The sequence below is a fragment of the Herpetosiphon sp. genome (assembly GCF_003512625.1).
Taxonomy (GTDB): domain Bacteria; phylum Chloroflexota; class Chloroflexia; order Chloroflexales; family Herpetosiphonaceae; genus Herpetosiphon; species Herpetosiphon aurantiacus.
On the sequence record NZ_DOPT01000091.1, the window covers coordinates 32,808 to 50,092 of the forward strand.

A 17,285-nucleotide genomic window follows, 5' to 3' on the forward strand; every position below is an offset into this window, starting at 1 on the left:
TGAACCAATATCTTGATATGCTTGATGGGATAAACTGTGCAGTCGATTAGCCTGCCCTCACCCCCTCACCCCCAACCCCTCTCCCGCACGTGAGGCGAGGGGGGAAGCAGCCTAGCATGATAGATGGAATGCCCCTCGCCCGCCGCCGTGGGCGAGGGGTTGGGGGTGAGGGAGCTTAAAATCCAAACCGCCATAAATTGAGAAAAATCATTTTTAAGGAGTACTATAGATGAGTGATCAATCACCACGGGCAGCGTATGCTAATCAGGTACAAATTAGCGGCAGCCCTTACGATTTTACAATCGATTTTGCTTGTGTCGAAGATGTTCGCAATAATACTGCCAGTGTTCAACCAGTCGCACGAATCATGATGAGCCCGCAACATACCAAAGTGTTGGCGTTGATGTTGCTCAAACATGTGGCAGCCTATGAGCATGCCATTGGCGTAATTGAATTACCAAGTGCCTTGCTAAATGATATGAAGCTTGGTAACTTAGAACACTTTATTAGTCAAGTAAATTTAAACGAATAATTTAACAATACGTTTGAGGAGCATGTTCATGTCACCCCCATCGCGGCTGCTTTCGCCCTTGCCAGTCACTCGTCGGCGTTGGTATCATCGTTTACCGTTGGGTTGGACGATTGTGCTGGGCTTTGTGATTGTGGCCTTGTGTTATCCGATCATCTATTTTGGGCGCACCGCCGTCCCGTTGATTTATATTGATCAGGCTGATCAGGCCATGCTCAAGGGCAAGTGGGATACCGCCCGTGAAGCCTATAACACGGCGATGGATTGGAGTATGAATTACGAGGAGCCATTCGATCTGCGCTGGAGTTTAGCGCTTCGAGCCAACGCGATTCAGGCCGCTGTTGATGATTTTGGCATGGTGATTACGGCGCACCCTGAGCGCTATATGGCCTATTGCTATCGCGCCGAAGCCTATATGGAGTTAGAGCAACATCCTGCGGCGCTGGCCGATTATCAAGCCTGTTTGGAGCGTGAGCCTAGCCCAATTTGGCAAGCAACCGCCCGTAATATGGTCGATTATTTGCAAAAGAAGTAGTGGAATCAACCAATGCAAGCACTATTGATCATTGGTCATGGGAGTTTATTCGCTGGTTCGGGGGCAACCATGCTGCGTTTGGCTGCACGGCTGCGCGAGCGCGGCGTTGCCCAATTGGCTGGGGCGGGTTTTCTCAATTATAGCCAGCCTGATCTGACCCAAGCAACCGCCCGTTTAGTCGCGCAAGGCGCAACTGCAATTAGGGTCTTGCCCTATTTTTTGATCGATGGCTATTTTGTCCAAGTGAGTTTACGCCAACAGGTTGCGCAAATGGCCGCCAATTATCCTAATGTAGCTTTTTCGATGGCCCCAGCGTTTGGCGAACACCCCGCCTTGGCCCAACTCGTGCAAAAACGCGCTAATCAGGCTTGGCCTGATTTAGATTATGCGCAAGCTGGCTTGTTGGTAATGGTGCATGGCAGTCCACGCCCAGCCTCAAATGCACCGATTGAAGCCGTTGCTGAACGGGTACGCCAAGCAACACCTTGGGCCGCAGTCCAGGTCTGTTTTATGGATTTGAACGAGCCAAGCATCGCGGAAGCCCTTGATAGGCTGGTTGCCCAAGGTTTGAAGCAGCTTGTGGCCGTGCCCTATTTTATTCAATTTGGCAGTCATGTGCGTGAAGATTTGCCCGAAATTATTCAAGCAGGCCGTGATCGTCATGCTCATACCACAATTGTGTTGGCAAAACATCTCGATTATGACGAATTATTGATCGATGTACTAACCGATCGGGTTGCCGAACACCGACCTGTTATCACTAATGGATGAGGCAATAGATGAGTCGTTTTCCAAATAGCCAAGTGCATCGCTGGGATTTAACGCCCGAGCAAGCGATCGATCTGCAACTCCAACTACGCGATCAGGTGCGTTTAGTCGATGATTTTGCCCAGCCACTTCAAACGGTGGCTGGGGTTGATGCTGCCTTTGAAGACGATGGCGCAACCACCCGTGCCGCAATCGTGATCTTGAATTTTCCAGCACTTCAACCAGTCGAAAAAACCTTAGTTCGTCGTCCAACCAACTTCCCCTATATTCCTGGCTTGCTGTCATTTCGCGAAATTCCGGCAGTGTTGGCAGCCTTGGAGCAATTGCAACAGCTGCCCGATGTGTTGTTGTGTGATGGGATGGGCATTATGCATCCCCGTCGTTTTGGCATTGCCGCTCATTTGGGTGTTTTGACCGATTTACCAACAATTGGCGTGGGCAAAAGTTATTTATGCGGAACCCACGAACCAGTGCCCAATCAGCAAGGTGCGTGGGTTCCCGTCTATGATGCTGGCGAACAGATTGGGGCGGTTGTGCGAACGCGGGTTGGCACAAATCCGCTCTACATTTCGCCTGGCCATCGCGTAAGCATTAGCACTGCTGTCGATTTAGTGTTGGGTTGCACAACCAAATATCGATTGCCTGAAACTACCCGCCACGCCGACCAACTTTCCAAAGATAAAGCCAATAATGGTGGCATTCAACTCTGAGTAGAAGCAATCACACAACTGCTTGCACCTCGACTGCTATTCCATTTAAGGCAGCATTGCCACTTAATGGATCGATCGCTTGATCATCGGTTAAATCGTTGATGCTGCTGCCAGCATGGGCTTGGGCGATTTGAATTTTGGTATCAGAATAGCGATGACCCCAGCCATGCGGCAAGCTGACCACCCCAGGCATCATTAACTCACTGACTTCAAGCGCCACCTCGATTGTGCCAACTCGTGAACTGATGCTGACCTGCTGGCCATGGCTCAGTTGGCGTTGCGCTGCATCGGCTGGGTGCATTTGCAGGGTACAACGATCATCGCCCTTGACTAAACGTTGGCTATTGTGCATCCAAGAATTGTTGCTGCGCAGTTGCCGACGGCTAATCAAGCGTAGTTGCTTGCTTGGTGCTTGTTGCAACAATTCGGCTAGTCGATCCAAATCGTGGGCAATTGCTGGTGGCACAAGCTGAATTTGTTTATCCTCAGTGAAAAGTCGTTCAGGCAGGCGTGGTTGCAATGGCCCAAGGTCAATCCCATGCGGTTGTTGAGCTAATTCGCTGAGTTGAATCGCATATGGCCCTGAACGCAATCCACGCTCAAGCATCGCTTTTGGTGGAAAAATGCGCCCCTCTTTTTCGCTCATGCGCTGGGTTAATTCGCCGAAAATTTGCCAATCGTGGCGAGCAGCTTGATCGATCTCGAATAGCGCGGGGCTGTATTTAGCGGTGTTACGAATCGCCAAATTGTGAAACAGCACATCATAATGATCATGCTCCAAGGGTGAGCTTGGTGGCAAAATCAAGTGGGCATGGCGAGTGGTTTCATTCAAATAGAAGTCGATTGAGAGCATAAATTCAAGCCCAGCCAAAGCTTGGTCAAGTTGTTGACCATTGGGCGTTGAAAGCACCGGATTGCCCGCCGAGGTGATTAATCCTCGAATTTGGCCTTCGCCCGGGGTCAAAATCTCTTCGGCCAAAGCGACTGAAGGCAGCTCGCCAGCGAATTCGGGCAACTGGCGCACACGAGTATGCCACCGCCCAACATTACCTTTACTGCCCAGTGGCAACGTATCGAAGGCTGGCGTGGCAAACATCGAGCCACCCTCGCGATCCAAGTTGCCAGTAATGATATTCAGTACCTGAATTAACCACTGGCTGAGTGTACCAAACTGCTGGATTGAAACCCCAATTCGGCCATAGCAAACAGCGCTACTGGCATGGGCAAAATCATGGGCTAGTTGCAATATTGTATCAGCTGCTACACCCGTTGCCTCAGCGACTGCTGCTGGGCTGAATCGTGCGAACAGCGCTTCAAGCTGATCAAGCCCATTGGTAAAGCCAGCTAGCCGATCAGGATTAGCCCAACCTTCTTTGAGCATCGTATGAATCAGCGCTGCCAATACCAAGCCATCGCTACCAGGCTGAATAAAATAATGTTGATCGGCTAATTGTGCTGTTTCGCTTTGGCGGGGGTCAAACACCACAATTTGGCCGCCGCGCTGCTGAATCGCCTTCAAACGGCGTTTAATATCGGGGGCGCTCATAATGCTCCCATTTGAAACCGCTGGATTCGCCCCAAAAATCAACAAAAACTGAGTTCGATCTAAATCAGGCACAGGCAACATTAATTGATGCCCATACATGTGATACACCACCAACTGATGCGGCAATTGATCGACCGAGCTAGCCGAGAAGCGATTTTTGGTGCGCAAACTGCGGACAAACGCGCCAGCACCTAAAGCTGTGCCAAGATTATGTACCGAAGGATTGCCCTGATAAATCGCGATTGCATCGGGGCCGTAGCGAGCCTGAAGTTGTTTTAATTGGGTAGCAGCATAATCAAAAGCCTCATCCCAACCAATTTGATGCCAGCCATCAGCACGGCGTTGAAGTGGCTGGCGCAAGCGATCAGGGTCGTGGTGAATATCGCCGAGGGCACTACCTTTGGGGCAAATATGCCCACGGCTGAGTGGATCATCCTGATCACCCCGAATCTGCTTGACTGCATTGTCGGCGACCGTAATTGCCAAGCCACACATTGCCTCACAGAGCGGGCAGGTTCGATAATGAATTTGTTCAGTCATCGCTACGCCTCCTTGCGTCACACAATTAGCAGCATTATCGCATAGCAAAATCAGTCGTGCGAGGGATGAGCCATGGCTCAACCTATGCTAGAGTATCAGCAAAGAGCAACCACAGCGATTCCTTGGTGAAAGGCGGAACCCACATGATAAAGATATGGTAAAAGCGCAAAGTTGTTGTTTTGTAGTAAGCTACGCTGTGGTCACGAAATTTAAGGAGATCTATGAGTAATTCTGTCCGTGAACGGATGCATGTCACCGCCAAACCCAAGGAACGTGCCCTATTAGTCGGGGGCGATATCTATAATAATCGCGAAGCTTGGCACATCGACGATTCACTTGATGAATTGGCGTTACTGGCCGATACTGCTGGACTCGAGGTGGTTGGCACGGTTTCGCAAAAGCTTGATCATCCCAATCCCAAAACCTATATCGGGCCAGGTAAAGTGCGCGAAGTTGCTGATTTGCGTTCGGAAACGCCCTACGATGTGGTGATTTTCGATGAGGAGCTTTCGCCTTCGCAAGCCCGCAACCTCGAAGAAGCAATCAAAGTTAAAGTGATCGATCGCACAACCTTGATTTTGGATATTTTTGCCCAACACGCTCGCACCCGTGAAGGGAGTTTGCAGGTGGAGTTGGCGCAATACGATTATTTGCTGCCGCGTTTGCGCCGCGCTTGGACCCACCTTGAGCGCCAATCTGGCGGTGGTGGCGGTGGTTCGGGGGTCGGGGTTGGGTTGCGCGGGCCTGGTGAAACCCAGCTCGAAAGTGACCAACGAATAATTGGCAAACGCATCGCCTTGTTGAAAGAACAATTGGCTGATGTGCATCGTCATCGCGAATTGTATCGCCAAAACCGCCAAGAATCGGGCTTGCCAATTATTTCGGTGGTTGGCTACACCAACGCTGGCAAATCGACCTTGCTCAATCGTTTGGCTCAAGCCGATGTGCTGGCAGCCGATATGCTGTTTGCCACGCTCGACCCAACCACCCGCAAAGTGGCCTTACCTGGTGGTCGCGCAGTTTTGATGACTGATACGGTCGGATTTATTCAACGCTTGCCAACTGCCTTGGTCGCTGCATTCCGCGCTACCTTGGAAGAAATTGCCGAAGCCGATGTGTTATTGCACGTTTTGGATCTGACCCATGCCAATGTTGAAGAGCAATTCAAAACCGTGATTGATACGCTCAGCGAACTCAAAGTGCAGGATAAGCCAATTCTGACCGTGTTCAACAAAATCGACAAGATCGATAGCCCCAGCGATGCCGAAATTGTGCGTATGATCACAGAGTTGGGCTTGCCGATCGATCGTTGGGTGGCGATTTCGGCTCAACAAAACATTGGAATTGATCGCTTACAAACCGCGATTGAACAGATGTTGATGGAGCGTATGGTTAAATTTGAGGTCATGATTCCCTATCGAGCCAACGAGCTGGTAGCGCTTTGGCATGAACGTGGGATGATCGAAAGCGAAGAATTTGGCGCTGAAGGCACAACCTTGCGTGGTGCAGTGCCCCGCCAATTTGCCCATCGCTTCGAGCCATATCGCGTAAAATAAGCCATATCCAAACACTGGGTTAGATTAATTATCAATTTAACCCAGTGTTTTTTATTGATAATTGATGTGTTCCCTCGCCCACAGCAGCGGGCGAGGTTTTTTTTAGTTTAATGGTTCAGCCTTGAGCGATTCAACCATTGCTAGCTTTGCTGCTTTCGTGAGTTATTGTCGCATTCCCCACAACTGTATTTGCCCGCCTTCAATCGCTAGATAAAGCCGATTATCAGGCGAAAGCATGCCTTGTTTGATCCGATACATTGGCATTCCATCGCTGAGTCGATAGACAATCGCTGTATGATCAGGCAAATTAACCGGAATGATCATAAAATCAGCATTGTTAACGATTTGGATAGGAACACTTTTTCGATATGATTGATACCTTATATTATCATAATCAATCGCAAATTGACCTTCAACTGCGCCAAAAGTTCTGACAATACTTAAATCGTTGCGATTAAGCAATGCTGCAATAATTGACTGAGGATTTTCCTCGAAGCTTGCAATAATGGAATTATTATCGCTGCTAAATGATAATTCTCTGACTGGATACGGAAATATCCTAGCTTGAATAAATGATTTAAGCGCTAGATCGTAGATCTGTAATTCGTTATTATTGAAAATAAAGCCAATTTGCTTCCCATCAGCGCTAAAATAGGCATCATTTAAGGTTTTAGTAACGGTAAAGCTACTATGCAGCTGATCGGCTTGGAAAAGTTTTAGCGCAAGTGGCTCATTCATTCCAGTAAATTGCTTTTCGCTGGTTACTATCCAATCGTTTGCACCATGAACAATCGCCATGCCCGAAGCTACATCACCAAAGAATGGCAATCGTTGCTGGCGAATTAATGGTGGATCTTGATTAACCGCCCAAATATTTTCGCCATTGCTGATGCGTTGACCATCGCTACTAAATGTTGGGCGGGTATAGGTGCGATACATCGTATCAATCGGCTGATTTGGAAAAGTTTTGAAAAGGCGTGCTTGATTCACATCGAGCAATTGAAAACCATCACCCGTTGCATAGAGGGTATTGTCGGGGCTGAAATTGCCATACGTGTAAGCTGGAATAACCAACGACGTGACAACTGCTGAATTCAAATCGATCAATTGAATCGAGTGCTGAAAAAACACCGCAGCATAGGTACTATCAGGGCTAAATCGTAGATACAGCGACTGCTCATCAGTATAAATCGTTGTTTGATCGATGACCCGCTCGATGGCTACTCCTAAGCCAACCGCTAAACCTGGTGGCGGCTCAAGCTGGGCGAAAAATGCTTGATTTGGGCTATAAGCACCATAACCACCAGCATGATTTGGAATTGATTGGGTTCCAATGCGTGGTTCACTTGCATCCCATTGGTTCACATCAACCATCTGCTCAGTCTCATCAAGAAACGCGCCTGTTTGGCTTACGTAACGGCGAAGCGTTGCCTTAGCTGGAGCAGGATTAATTAAATCGGGGTTGAGCAATAGGTTAATCGTGGCACTATCAGCACTAATGCTAAGGTTGTAGATCGTTGCCGGAACTTGAGCAACATAGCGTTGCTCTAAACTTGGTAGATCATACACCACAATATTGATCGCCGTTGCAATCGCAATAAATTGATTATTCGGCGCAATCGCAAGATCAATTACGTCACCCAAACCAATTTTTTGTAAGAGACTGAGGTTAGGCAAGCTTGCCAAATTGATCGTTTCGACACGACGTTCTGGTAATAGTACCGGATTGGCATAGGTTGTTTGATCATTCAAATCAAAGGTTAGCGGTGGATCAAGCGTCGTTGGCATAAGGCTTGGCAGTGGCTCGTTGATCAAAATTGGATCGGGCAATGGTTCAATGCTAGCTGTAAAAGGGGTTGGGCTTGGTGCTATGGTTGGCTCAACCGTTGGTGTTGCCAAAACTTGGGCCGCCTCAGTTGGCGTTACTGGCTCGTTGGTTGCTACCAGCGATGGCGTTGCTGAATGCTGGGTTCGTTGGGTTGGGTTTGCTTGGGCTTGAGTTTCAATCGATGCTGTGATTTGGGCCGTAGCTGTCGATTGGCTTTGGCTTGGTTGACAAGCACTCAGCCCAAGCACAATCGTGCCGCAAAGAAATAATCCCACAAGACGCTTAAACATAACTCCTCCTTAGATGCATAGCTCTATCATCTAAGAAGGAGTTGCGACACGACATCATACGGGGCTGATAGTTGGCTCATAATTAACTGAGAACTAATCGGCCTGTTCGCTCAATAAACGCACTTCAGCAGGTTTATTGGCCAGCGCAAACAGCGTATCACCAGCATAGACGACATACAAATATTCGTTATTGCGATAGCTCCAACGGCGTTGGCTTGACAATGGCGCACCAAGGTTGGCTTCTAAAGCTTTTTTGATAAATGGCAATTTGGCATCGAAGCTTGTATTGATGCGGCTATACATGGCACGGTTGATCGTTTCACGTAGCGCGGCATCGGCGGCAGAGGCATTTTGAGCGGCCACAATTGCACTAAGTTGCTTGACTACCGACCAATTGGTTGTGCCAGTGGCGGCAATTGGCGTATACAGCGCATCCAGCGAGAAAAGTTGGGCTGCATAGGCCGCGCCATCGCCAGCTTGCAAGCGGCTGCTGTTACCCAACGGCACTCCAACGAGCTTGCGCGGTGGCCGACTGATAAATTGATAAAAGGCTTGATCCGGTCGGTAATCCACGCCCAACGCGCCATAGGTAAATTGCATCAAGGCATTATAAACATCTTGATCGGTCAGATCATTGGCGCGAAGCACAATATCCCATTGATTGTATGGGCTAATAATTACATCACGGCCATACACCTCGCCAGTATAGCGCACGCCCTTCACGCTAAAATCCATGCCAACCCGAATCGGCGAGCCAAGTTTGTTTTTGAAGGCATATTGATGAAACATCCAATCAGGCCGATATTCACCCTTGGCCAGTTTATAGACTTCGTTGCGCAGTTGTGCGCCAAGGGTATTGGGGCGTGGGCCAGTGCTGGGAAGGCTACTTTCATCAAGCAATTTCAAGGTATATTCAACACTATAGCCCCGTGGATCATCTTTATAGCCAGGTGCAACCGTGCTATGGGCAAAGAAATAGTCACGATTAATGGGAATCGCATAGGTATCACGAAAATAGCGAATTAATTCAACCAAGGCTTTGGTTTGGGCAGTAGTGATCGGCGTACCATCATTTGGTCCCTCAACCTCAACTCCAATCGCGTATACATTGATTTCGCCGCCGCTATAGCCGCGTGCCCAACTGCGTACTCCAGCATGCCAAGCAATATAGGATTTTTCATTGACGTAGTGATAGGTCTTACCATCACGGGCAATCAAATAATTATAACTGGAGCGAACTTCGGGCCGCAAATTCCATTCGAGTGAGCCATAGCCCGCCGTTTCGTGTAAAATCACAAATTCCGGCTTGAAACTCGTGGTGTTACGGGCGGTTTTGTTGGGGGTTTTGTTGAGATACGAGGTATCAAACTGCATACAAGCTCCTTACATGATGCCAATCATTGCATCATTACTACCGCTCCTAATATTCCCGTTGTTAATGTACTACAAAATATAGAAACTAAGGAATTGGTTCAGTGAAGGGCGGGGTACGAATATCGCTGGTATGAGGAAGCGCCAATCGCCACAAAAAAAGGACGTAGCAAGTTTGCTACGTCCTTGATGTTTGGTGAGCCGGGTGGGACTCGAACCCACAACCAGCTGATTAAGAGTCAGATGCTCGACCATTGAGCTACCGGCCCAAACAGCGTCTGCAAGTATACACAGCCGTTGAATTTTTGTCAAATTATTAACATGAGCTCAGCATAATGGCTCCAATGCCGATCACCATGATCCCCTAGCGCACTAACCCAACCCCTCATTAAACAAAGGTTTGGGCAGCCAATGGTAAATGCCCAACATCACCATGGCGAATTAAACAACGCCAACCTTGATCGGTAATACTCATCTCAGTTAAACCACAATGTTGAATATCGGCGTTGATCCAATGGGTATTGGCTGCTCCAAAAATCGCTGCAACTACCGCACTAATCAAATTGCCATGACTCACCAAGAGAATCTGCTCGTCGGCTCGAGCTGGGCCAAAATACTTTTGCCAGAGGTCAGCAAATTGCGCTGCCCCTGCAGCAACAATCGCAGGCTCAAGTTTGGCAAAAAAGGCTTGGGTCGATTGAGGCAAGGCTTCTTCATTGGGAATCGAAGGAATTAATTCGAGCAACAATGGCTCAATTTGCAAGGGAATATTCGGATGCTGTTGCTGAAGCCATTGGGCAGTTTCAGTCGCACGAATACTCGGGCTATGCCAAATCTGGCTGATCGGTAGCGCAGCCAAGCGCGTTGCCAACGCCTGAGCTTGTTGCTGCCCTAAATCGGTCAACGCTCCATCGGGCATCGCCGATTCGCCAGCTTGATTGCAATACTGTCCATGGCGAACCAAATAGATTGTCCGTTTAGCCATCCAAACCCTCCTTTGATTGATCAGGAGCCTCAGCATAGCAAATTTTAGCCGACTGCCAATGATAGCAAACTGAGATCCTCAGCCAAAAAGAGCTAGCAAATGGATCGTACTTTTGGCTATTGACAGCAGCCATTAGCTCTACGATGATATGGAAATCCCCAAACTTGTTTCCATGGCGATTTGTTGGCGTTGTTTTAAGGGAATGTGTGATTATGCATATACCAATCCTTTCGCGCATCAGCACAAAAATTACCTTAGCCAGTGCGTTCTTGCTGTTTGCAACAATTTTGCTGGTGGTCATTGGGCTATTGCGTGGCTTTGCTCAAACGCGCACCGATGTAACCACCGCTAGTCAACATGGTTTGCAAAATCAAGGTCAGGTAGCCTTGTTTGATCTCACGCAAGTTGAGGCCAAATTGCTCAATGCCAACCTTGAGCAAGCCGCCAGCACGACTCGCCATCTAGTTAGTTTGTTTAATAGCCTTGATCAAGTTCCGAGCCTGAGCTTGGATGACCCATTGAGCCAACTCACAACTGGCCCTGCCAACAATCGTTTTGATGCTAACCCCGACCGCAAGAGCGATTTAGTGATTTTTGCCAATACGCCTGATAGCGCGTTACTGCGTCAAAACCTACGCGATTCGCAGATTCTCGATGCGATTTTCCCTGGGGTTTTGGCCAATTTGGGCGATGCGCTAGCAATTTATTATGTTAGCAACGAAGGCATGACCCGCTATTATCCGGTTTCGAATTTGCAAGATATTGTGCCGTCTGATTTCGATGTGCCCAACGAAAATTTTTATACGATTGTGGCGGCAACCCGCAACCCTGAACGCAAAACCGTTTGGACAGATATTTACTCGGATGAATTGGGCAAAGGCTTACTAACAACCGTCAGTTCGCCAATTTACCAAGGCGATCAATTTCGTGGCTTTATTGGTATCGATATTACACTCAATGAATTTTTGAAACAACTTGATACGATTCCACGCCCAGTAGCTATGCTTTTGTGCTTGATCAACAGGGCGATGTGATTGCTGCGCCCCAAATTGCGCTCCAAACATTTTTGAATATTCCTAGCTCGCAAACCCTTAGCCCAAGCCAAACCCTCGAACTTCAGATGAACCCCACCACCGCGCCAGCATTAGCCAGTGTGCTTGAGCGAATGCAGAATAACCAAAGCGGCATTCAAACGCTCCAGGCGAACAATCAAGAACTAGTGGTAGCCAACGCTGCACTCACCTCGATCAATTGGCATATTGTGGTGGTTGCGCCTAAAACCGAGATCACCAGTGAAGCCCAAGCGGTCACCGCCACAATCGAAACCAGTTCAGGCCGAATTGTTGGCAAACTGCTGTGGTTTTTGGCAGCCTTGACTATTATCACCCTGCTAGCGACTTGGTTGATCAGCAATCGGCTGAGTCAGCCAATCGTGGCGTTGGTGCAAAATACCCAAGCCTTAGCCGAATCGAATCAGTTTGTGCAGTTGCCCGAGCAAAGCAACGATGAGCTAGGATTTTTGGCTCGCGCCTTCAATCAAATGGCTAGTAAAGTTCAGTCAGCGCAACAAAGTCTCCAACAAGTCAATCAAAATCTTGAGCAAACCGTGCAGCAACGCACCCATGAGCTAGAACAAGAGCGCGAATCGTTGCAACAAACCCTTGATCAACTCCAACAGGCCAATAGTACAGTGGCCAAACTGACCGCGCCAATTATTCCGGTGGCCCAAGGCGTGGTGGTTGTACCAATTACTGGTAGCCTGAATACCGAGCGAATCGAGCAATTGCAACAAGCCATGTTGCGCACTGCTGAGCGCCTACGGATTCATACCGTAATTCTCGATGTGACCGGACTTGAAGTTTTGGAAGATTCTGCGACCTTTGTCCGCAGCCTTGATGCCTTGCGCTTGCTTGGTTCAAAAGCAATGTTGGTTGGGGTAAGTGCCGATTTTGCCCAAGATTTGATTCAGAGCGGCATCAATCTTGATTCAGTTACGACCATGGCCAATCTTCAAGCAGCTGTCCGAGCAACATTAAATCAAGCCTAGAACTTAACGAACCACATAATAAACCCCCGATCCATTTGGTATGGATCGGGGGGTTTGGTTCGATGCGGGTCTAGCGGTCAGGAATAACATCTAAGAACAAGGTTGAATAGGCCCGACCCAACTCAATTGGCTCTTTGAGTGCGCCCTGGGTTTGCAACATTTGGTGGGTAAACGACCAAAGATCGGGTCGCATATCGCCAATTTTGGTGTTCGCAGGCTTGATCAACTTCAGCATTTCAGTTAAGCGCCGTAGTTGGGCATCGCGATTGAGCTTAACATCGTAGGTCACAACATAATCAACCGCTTGGCTTGGATTAGCAATTACGTCATTCCAACCTTTGAAGGTAGCTTTGAGGAAACGGGTGACCAAATCGGGATTTTCAGTTGCCATTTTTTCGGTAGTAATAATCACCAACTCATAGCTATTGATGCCGTAATCGCTCATCAACATAATTGAGGGTGGATAGCCCCGCTCGCTTAATTCAATTGCTTCGTTGATATTCCAAGCCACCAACGCATCAATTTCGCCATCAATTAACTGATCGATACCTGAATCGAAGCGTGGTAAGGGCTTGGCGCTCTCCAAATCGATGCCTTGGGCGGTCAGCAAGGTATTGTAAAGCTGGGTTGCCCCGCCTTCCGAGACCAGCACTTTCTTGCCAACCAAATCTTGGGGCGTGCGAATATTAGCGCCAGGCAAGGAAAGAATCGCTAATGGGCTATTTTGGGTTAGCACGGCAATCCCAACCACAGGTTTGCCATTAGCACGAGCTTGAATCACACTATCGGCGCTGGCTACCCCAAAATCAGCGGCCCCACTACTGACTTTTTCAGTACCATCAATATAGCCGTTAGCATCAAAACCGCCTGCAATCAACTCGACATTCAAATTCTGCTCGCCAAAACGACCATTCTTTTCAGCAGCAAAAAAGCCCGACGACGAATAATCAAAAACCCAGTTCAACTGAAGCTTGACCGAATCCTTAGGGGCTGGGGTGGGGGTTGCTTGGCTCGTACTACAAGCAGCCAGTAACACCAGCATGAGCACACTGAGATAGCTTAACCGGCGCATCCTAACTCCTCGGCGAGACAGAAGCTTAACCATGGGCAACCTCCATGAACAAAAAAGCACTAAGCGCAATATAATCTAGATACGGGCTGTGTAAATGTCATTATTAGATCGACTAAAGTCCTTGTCAAGGTCTATAAGTCCTAGCCAAGCGCTAGGCGTATACCCTGAAGCAAGCCCAATTAAGTGTCAGATTTTTGGGCCTGCTGGCCCTCTCTACTACGGCAGATAATTAAGCTATATAGCTAGTTTGTGTTGAGTAGAAAGGATTTCCATGGCACACGCTCAAACAATTTTGGTAACTGGGAGCAGCAGCGGTTTGGGTCGGGCAATCGTCGAAACTTTGGCCCAGCATGGCCACACCGTATTCGCCTCAATGCGCGGGATTGCTGGCAAAAATGCCCAGGCCGCCCAAGAATTACGCGATTTTGCTAGCCAACATGGATTAAACATCGAGCCAATCGAGCTTGATGTAGTCAATCAAGCCTCAGTCGATCAGGCAATTGCCACAATTCAAGCCAAAGCAGGCCGCCTCGATTGTTTGATCAACAACGCGGGCGCTGGCTTGGCGGGCTTAACCGAGGCTTGTAGCATCGAGCAAGTTCAGCAATTATTTGATATCAATGTGTTTGGGGCATTGCGGGTTAGCAAAGCTGTTTTGCCATTAATGCGCCAACAGCAAGCAGGCCTGTTGATCACGATCTCCAGTACCAGTACCCAAATCGTTGTGCCATTTTTGGCCGCCTATGGAGCCAGCAAAGCTGCTGAAGAAATTATGGCCCAAAGCATGTTTTACGAATTGACCTCGCTGGGGATTGATAGCGTAATTTTGCAACTAGGTGGCTATGCAACCAAGTTTGGCACGAATATTCAGGTTGCCGCCGACCAAAGCCTGAATGCCGCCTATGGCTTGGCTGGTCAATTTGCCCAAGGCATCAGCACAGGCATTGTGGCTGGGCTTGAGTATGCTGATAATCCAGTTGACGTTGGCAATAAAATCAACGAAATTTTGGCAATGCCCAGCGAGCAACGCCCACGCAAATATAGCATGGGCGGTGGTTCACAAGGCCTGAATGAACTCAACCAACAGCTTGAGCCATTGCAAGCAGGTTTGATCAGCTTGATGCAGATGGAACCATTGTTGTTGCGCAGCCAAACTGCCAGCTAGCCTACTCGTTGAGAGTCGAGAGAGGCAGCAGGATTAATCCTCAAGCTCATTCAAATGCAATTCGATCCGGCGATCAGGCAAGAGCCACATAATTGCTACCGCCACATAGAAAAAGCCCGCCAAGGCTGGATGAATAAAAGCACAACCAATTGCCACAGTGTAGAGCAAGGGCGAGAGTTTACCTTTAAGATCACGTCCGATCAATTTTGCCAGCGAAGAATTTGGGCCTTGGCTGCGAATAATCGTGCCTTGCAAGACCCAATAGGCAACCCCTGCTCCCAACATCACAATCCCATAGGCGGCGGTAGGAATCGTGGCAAAGTGATTTTCGCCCATCCAGCCAGTCGTAAATGGCACAAGTGAGAGCCAAAACAACAAGTGCAAATTAGCCCAAAGTATCGCCCCATTGGACTGGTTGGTCACATGCAACATATGATGATGATTGTTCCAATAGATCCCGATATACACAAAACTCAAAATATACGATAGCAACACTGGCACTAATGGCTGAATATCAGCCCAAGTATCCCCATGAGGAATTTTCAACTCCAACACCATAATCGTCAAAATAATCGCGAGCACCCCATCACTAAACGCCTCTAACCGCTGTGTTTTCATCACCACTCCTGAATCTGGCTGGAATTACAGCTATTTGACAATTTTTGTCATATTGTGTCAATACCCAATCGACTAGGCTTACCACTATACAGGTTGATAGCGGTTACAGGAGGAATATCATGCATTTGAAGAAATGGTCGTTGATTGGAGCTGCATTGGTTGGTTTATTGCTCGCTCAGCCAATTACCCCAAGCACAGCTAGCCCACAAGCTTTGGATATCGCTACTAGAGGATCGATTAGTTGTGCCAGCCCGACGACTGATCGAATCGATTGCTTTGTGGTGGGCGATGATAAACAAGTTTGGCAACATTCATGGCAAAGCGGTTTTGGTTGGGGCACTTGGGTTGGTTTGGGCTTTCCCTATTTCACAATCGATCCAGGCGGGGGTGTTTCGGCGGTTGCGCGTGATGGCACGACCATTGATATTTTTGTGAGTGGCAAGGATGGTAATTTTTTCAATCTATACCAACGCACCTGGAATGGCACAACTTGGAGCGATTGGACGAGCTTAGGCGGGCCAGGCTCGTGGGATATTTACGAATTGAGCTGTACCTCAGCTTCGGCGACCAACATTAGCTGTTTTGTGCGAGCGAGCGACAACCACCTTTGGCAAAAAACCTGGAATGGCAGCAATTGGTCAACGTGGAGCGATCTTGGCACATTTGTTAATGGCGGCCCATTTAAAGGTCTCGCTTCAAGTAATTATAACGCTGATAGTATTCTGCTTTTTGCAATCGGCAGTGATGGTCATGCCTATCGTCGTTTTTACGAAAGCGGCACATGGAGTGGCTGGCTCGATGATGGCGGGCCAACTGGCAGTAGCTTCGATCAAGTAAATTGCCAGGATCAAGCAGGCAGCAAGATCACATGTGCCTTTACTGATACCATGGGGGACGTTTGGTATCGCACATGGGATGCAGGTTGGAGCGCATTCACGCAGCTAGCAACCCCGCCATCAAGTGCTAAGGGGGTTGCGGTAGCCCATTATTCTAGCTTGGGAAGGGTGATCGTTACCAATGGCTTTGATGGTAGGCTTTATCGAACATTTCAGCCAGACCCAACCAGCGCTTGGGCTAGTTGGCTCGACGATGGTCGCCCGCAAGATCTTCAAATCTTTCTGCCAATGGCGATAAAGCCCAACTAAGCCTTGAGCAAAGCAAAATGGCGCATATCGGCAACTTGTTGCTTGTTGCGTTTGAATAATTCTTGATTGTAGCCCACAATCAAAGCCAAAGCGCTAGCTTCATATTCGCTGTAGTCTGCATCAAAATACATTGCAGCCGCCAGCATGAGGCTAGCGCGATCGGTATATTGATGGCCGATTAATTGGCGTTTCGCTGTAGCCAACGAAATTTCGGTGACTGGCAGGCCCGTCCCATAAATCAAGCCAATCAAAGCTCCCACAATCCGTTGACAGGCAATCAGATCGGCGGGCTGGGTTTTGGGCAATGGCGCATTAATCACACATTCAACCAATTTTGGATAATCGCGCAGCCATTGTTGGCATGATTGAACTGCGAGGATAATTCGTTGTTTAGGGGTACAACGGCGGGCATCGAGATCGAGATGGGCATGTTCTACAACGCGGGCGGTGGCACGTTCAAAAACAACCATCCCCAAATTTGCGGCTGAAATATCAAGTGCAAGAATCATCGTTCTACTCCCTTATGTCGTGTAATAGGTCAGGAGGTCGCATGAATGGCAATAAACATATGGCAATGGGC

General features: G+C 48.5%; 16 protein-coding genes and 1 tRNA gene. 9 read left to right on the plus strand and 8 right to left on the minus strand.

Annotated features, from left to right (window positions below):
- Positions 1-229: 229 nt before the first annotated feature.
- Genes DEF47_RS19680 through nfi form a run of 4 tightly spaced genes read left to right on the plus strand, consistent with a single transcriptional unit; the run spans position 230 to position 2,542 of the window.
- Positions 230-532, plus strand: coding sequence for a DUF3467 domain-containing protein (locus DEF47_RS19680; protein ID WP_012190458.1), 303 nt, complete (start codon positions 230-232; stop codon positions 530-532).
- Between the two features lie 28 nt (positions 533-560).
- The gene (locus DEF47_RS19685; RefSeq protein WP_012190459.1) at positions 561-1,064 is read left to right on the plus strand and encodes a tetratricopeptide repeat protein; all 504 of its coding nucleotides are present in this window, start codon (positions 561-563) and stop codon (positions 1,062-1,064) included.
- 12 nt (positions 1,065-1,076) lie between these two features.
- A complete protein-coding gene (locus tag DEF47_RS19690) occupies positions 1,077-1,835 on the plus strand; it encodes a sirohydrochlorin chelatase (RefSeq protein ID WP_041304561.1) in 759 nt (252 codons plus the stop codon).
- An 8-nt stretch (positions 1,836-1,843) separates the two neighbouring features.
- A complete protein-coding gene (gene nfi, locus DEF47_RS19695) occupies positions 1,844-2,542 on the plus strand; it encodes a deoxyribonuclease V (protein WP_012190461.1) in 699 nt (232 codons plus the stop codon).
- 10 nt (positions 2,543-2,552) lie between these two features.
- On the opposite strand, the gene DEF47_RS19700 is transcribed toward nfi, so the two are convergent.
- Entirely contained in the window at positions 2,553-4,628 is a 2,076-nt protein-coding gene (locus tag DEF47_RS19700) for a molybdopterin oxidoreductase family protein (protein ID WP_012190462.1), read from the minus strand.
- A gap of 221 nt (positions 4,629-4,849) precedes the next feature.
- On the opposite strand from DEF47_RS19700, the gene hflX reads away from it, so the two are divergent.
- Positions 4,850-6,184 (plus strand): GTPase HflX, encoded by a 1,335-nt coding sequence (gene hflX / locus DEF47_RS19705; protein WP_012190463.1) that lies wholly within the window; start codon positions 4,850-4,852, stop codon positions 6,182-6,184.
- Between the two features lie 162 nt (positions 6,185-6,346).
- On the opposite strand, the gene DEF47_RS19710 is transcribed toward hflX, so the two are convergent.
- From DEF47_RS19710 to DEF47_RS19725, 4 genes are all read right to left on the minus strand, one after another.
- Positions 6,347-8,302, minus strand: coding sequence for a hypothetical protein (locus DEF47_RS19710; protein ID WP_012190464.1), 1,956 nt, complete (start codon positions 8,300-8,302; stop codon positions 6,347-6,349).
- Positions 8,303-8,395: 93 nt separating this feature from the next.
- Positions 8,396-9,676: an N-acetylmuramoyl-L-alanine amidase gene (locus tag DEF47_RS19715; protein ID WP_012190465.1), complete on the minus strand. Its 1,281-nt coding sequence runs from the start codon at positions 9,674-9,676 to the stop codon at positions 8,396-8,398.
- Positions 9,677-9,867: 191 nt separating this feature from the next.
- Positions 9,868-9,942: transfer RNA gene (locus DEF47_RS19720), tRNA-Lys, on the minus strand.
- A gap of 119 nt (positions 9,943-10,061) precedes the next feature.
- Positions 10,062-10,658 (minus strand): histidine phosphatase family protein, encoded by a 597-nt coding sequence (locus tag DEF47_RS19725; RefSeq protein WP_012190466.1) that lies wholly within the window; start codon positions 10,656-10,658, stop codon positions 10,062-10,064.
- A gap of 212 nt (positions 10,659-10,870) precedes the next feature.
- Between DEF47_RS19725 and DEF47_RS19730 the strand changes: the two genes are divergently transcribed.
- Complete coding sequence (locus tag DEF47_RS19730) at positions 10,871-11,692, plus strand: cache domain-containing protein (protein WP_012190467.1); 822 nt, start codon at positions 10,871-10,873, stop codon at positions 11,690-11,692.
- Positions 11,668-12,705, plus strand: a complete 1,038-nt coding sequence (locus DEF47_RS19735) for an STAS domain-containing protein (RefSeq protein ID WP_041304563.1) — start codon at positions 11,668-11,670, stop codon at positions 12,703-12,705. The genes DEF47_RS19730 and DEF47_RS19735 overlap by 25 nt, the downstream gene beginning before the upstream one ends.
- Before the next feature lie 70 nt (positions 12,706-12,775).
- Here DEF47_RS19735 and DEF47_RS19740 read toward each other — a convergent pair whose 3' ends face one another.
- Entirely contained in the window at positions 12,776-13,777 is a 1,002-nt protein-coding gene (locus DEF47_RS19740; protein ID WP_041304565.1) for an ABC transporter substrate-binding protein, read from the minus strand.
- 271 nt (positions 13,778-14,048) lie between these two features.
- On the opposite strand from DEF47_RS19740, the gene DEF47_RS19745 reads away from it, so the two are divergent.
- Positions 14,049-14,942, plus strand: a complete 894-nt coding sequence (locus tag DEF47_RS19745) for an SDR family NAD(P)-dependent oxidoreductase (RefSeq protein ID WP_012190470.1) — start codon at positions 14,049-14,051, stop codon at positions 14,940-14,942.
- 33 nt (positions 14,943-14,975) lie between these two features.
- Here the strand turns inward: DEF47_RS19745 and DEF47_RS19750 are convergent, their stop codons facing one another.
- Positions 14,976-15,560: a TMEM175 family protein gene (locus tag DEF47_RS19750; RefSeq protein ID WP_012190471.1), complete on the minus strand. Its 585-nt coding sequence runs from the start codon at positions 15,558-15,560 to the stop codon at positions 14,976-14,978.
- A 119-nt stretch (positions 15,561-15,679) separates the two neighbouring features.
- Between DEF47_RS19750 and DEF47_RS19755 the strand changes: the two genes are divergently transcribed.
- The gene (locus DEF47_RS19755; protein WP_012190472.1) at positions 15,680-16,705 is read left to right on the plus strand and encodes a DUF8189 domain-containing protein; all 1,026 of its coding nucleotides are present in this window, start codon (positions 15,680-15,682) and stop codon (positions 16,703-16,705) included.
- Here the strand turns inward: DEF47_RS19755 and DEF47_RS19760 are convergent.
- Positions 16,702-17,214 carry a hypothetical protein gene (locus DEF47_RS19760; protein WP_012190473.1) on the minus strand — a complete coding sequence of 171 codons (513 nt, stop codon included), beginning with the start codon at positions 17,212-17,214 and terminating at the stop codon, positions 16,702-16,704. The two genes, DEF47_RS19755 and DEF47_RS19760, sit on opposite strands and share 4 nt — an antisense overlap.
- Positions 17,215-17,285: the final 71 nt, after the last annotated feature.

Coding starts and splice junctions, on each gene's coding strand:
- DEF47_RS19680 (WP_012190458.1), top strand. CDS start 230: ATGAGTGATCAATCACCACGGGCAGCGTATGCTAATCAGGTACAAATT.
- DEF47_RS19685 (WP_012190459.1), top strand. CDS start 561: ATGTCACCCCCATCGCGGCTGCTTTCGCCCTTGCCAGTCACTCGTCGG.
- DEF47_RS19690 (WP_041304561.1), top strand. CDS start 1,077: ATGCAAGCACTATTGATCATTGGTCATGGGAGTTTATTCGCTGGTTCG.
- nfi (WP_012190461.1), top strand. CDS start 1,844: ATGAGTCGTTTTCCAAATAGCCAAGTGCATCGCTGGGATTTAACGCCC.
- DEF47_RS19700 (WP_012190462.1), bottom strand. CDS start 4,628: ATGACTGAACAAATTCATTATCGAACCTGCCCGCTCTGTGAGGCAATG.
- hflX (WP_012190463.1), top strand. CDS start 4,850: ATGAGTAATTCTGTCCGTGAACGGATGCATGTCACCGCCAAACCCAAG.
- DEF47_RS19710 (WP_012190464.1), bottom strand. CDS start 8,302: ATGTTTAAGCGTCTTGTGGGATTATTTCTTTGCGGCACGATTGTGCTT.
- DEF47_RS19715 (WP_012190465.1), bottom strand. CDS start 9,676: ATGCAGTTTGATACCTCGTATCTCAACAAAACCCCCAACAAAACCGCC.
- DEF47_RS19725 (WP_012190466.1), bottom strand. CDS start 10,658: ATGGCTAAACGGACAATCTATTTGGTTCGCCATGGACAGTATTGCAAT.
- DEF47_RS19730 (WP_012190467.1), top strand. CDS start 10,871: ATGCATATACCAATCCTTTCGCGCATCAGCACAAAAATTACCTTAGCC.
- DEF47_RS19740 (WP_041304565.1), bottom strand. CDS start 13,777: ATGCGCCGGTTAAGCTATCTCAGTGTGCTCATGCTGGTGTTACTGGCT.
- DEF47_RS19745 (WP_012190470.1), top strand. CDS start 14,049: ATGGCACACGCTCAAACAATTTTGGTAACTGGGAGCAGCAGCGGTTTG.
- DEF47_RS19750 (WP_012190471.1), bottom strand. CDS start 15,560: ATGAAAACACAGCGGTTAGAGGCGTTTAGTGATGGGGTGCTCGCGATT.
- DEF47_RS19755 (WP_012190472.1), top strand. CDS start 15,680: ATGCATTTGAAGAAATGGTCGTTGATTGGAGCTGCATTGGTTGGTTTA.
- DEF47_RS19760 (WP_012190473.1), bottom strand. CDS start 17,214: ATGATTCTTGCACTTGATATTTCAGCCGCAAATTTGGGGATGGTTGTT.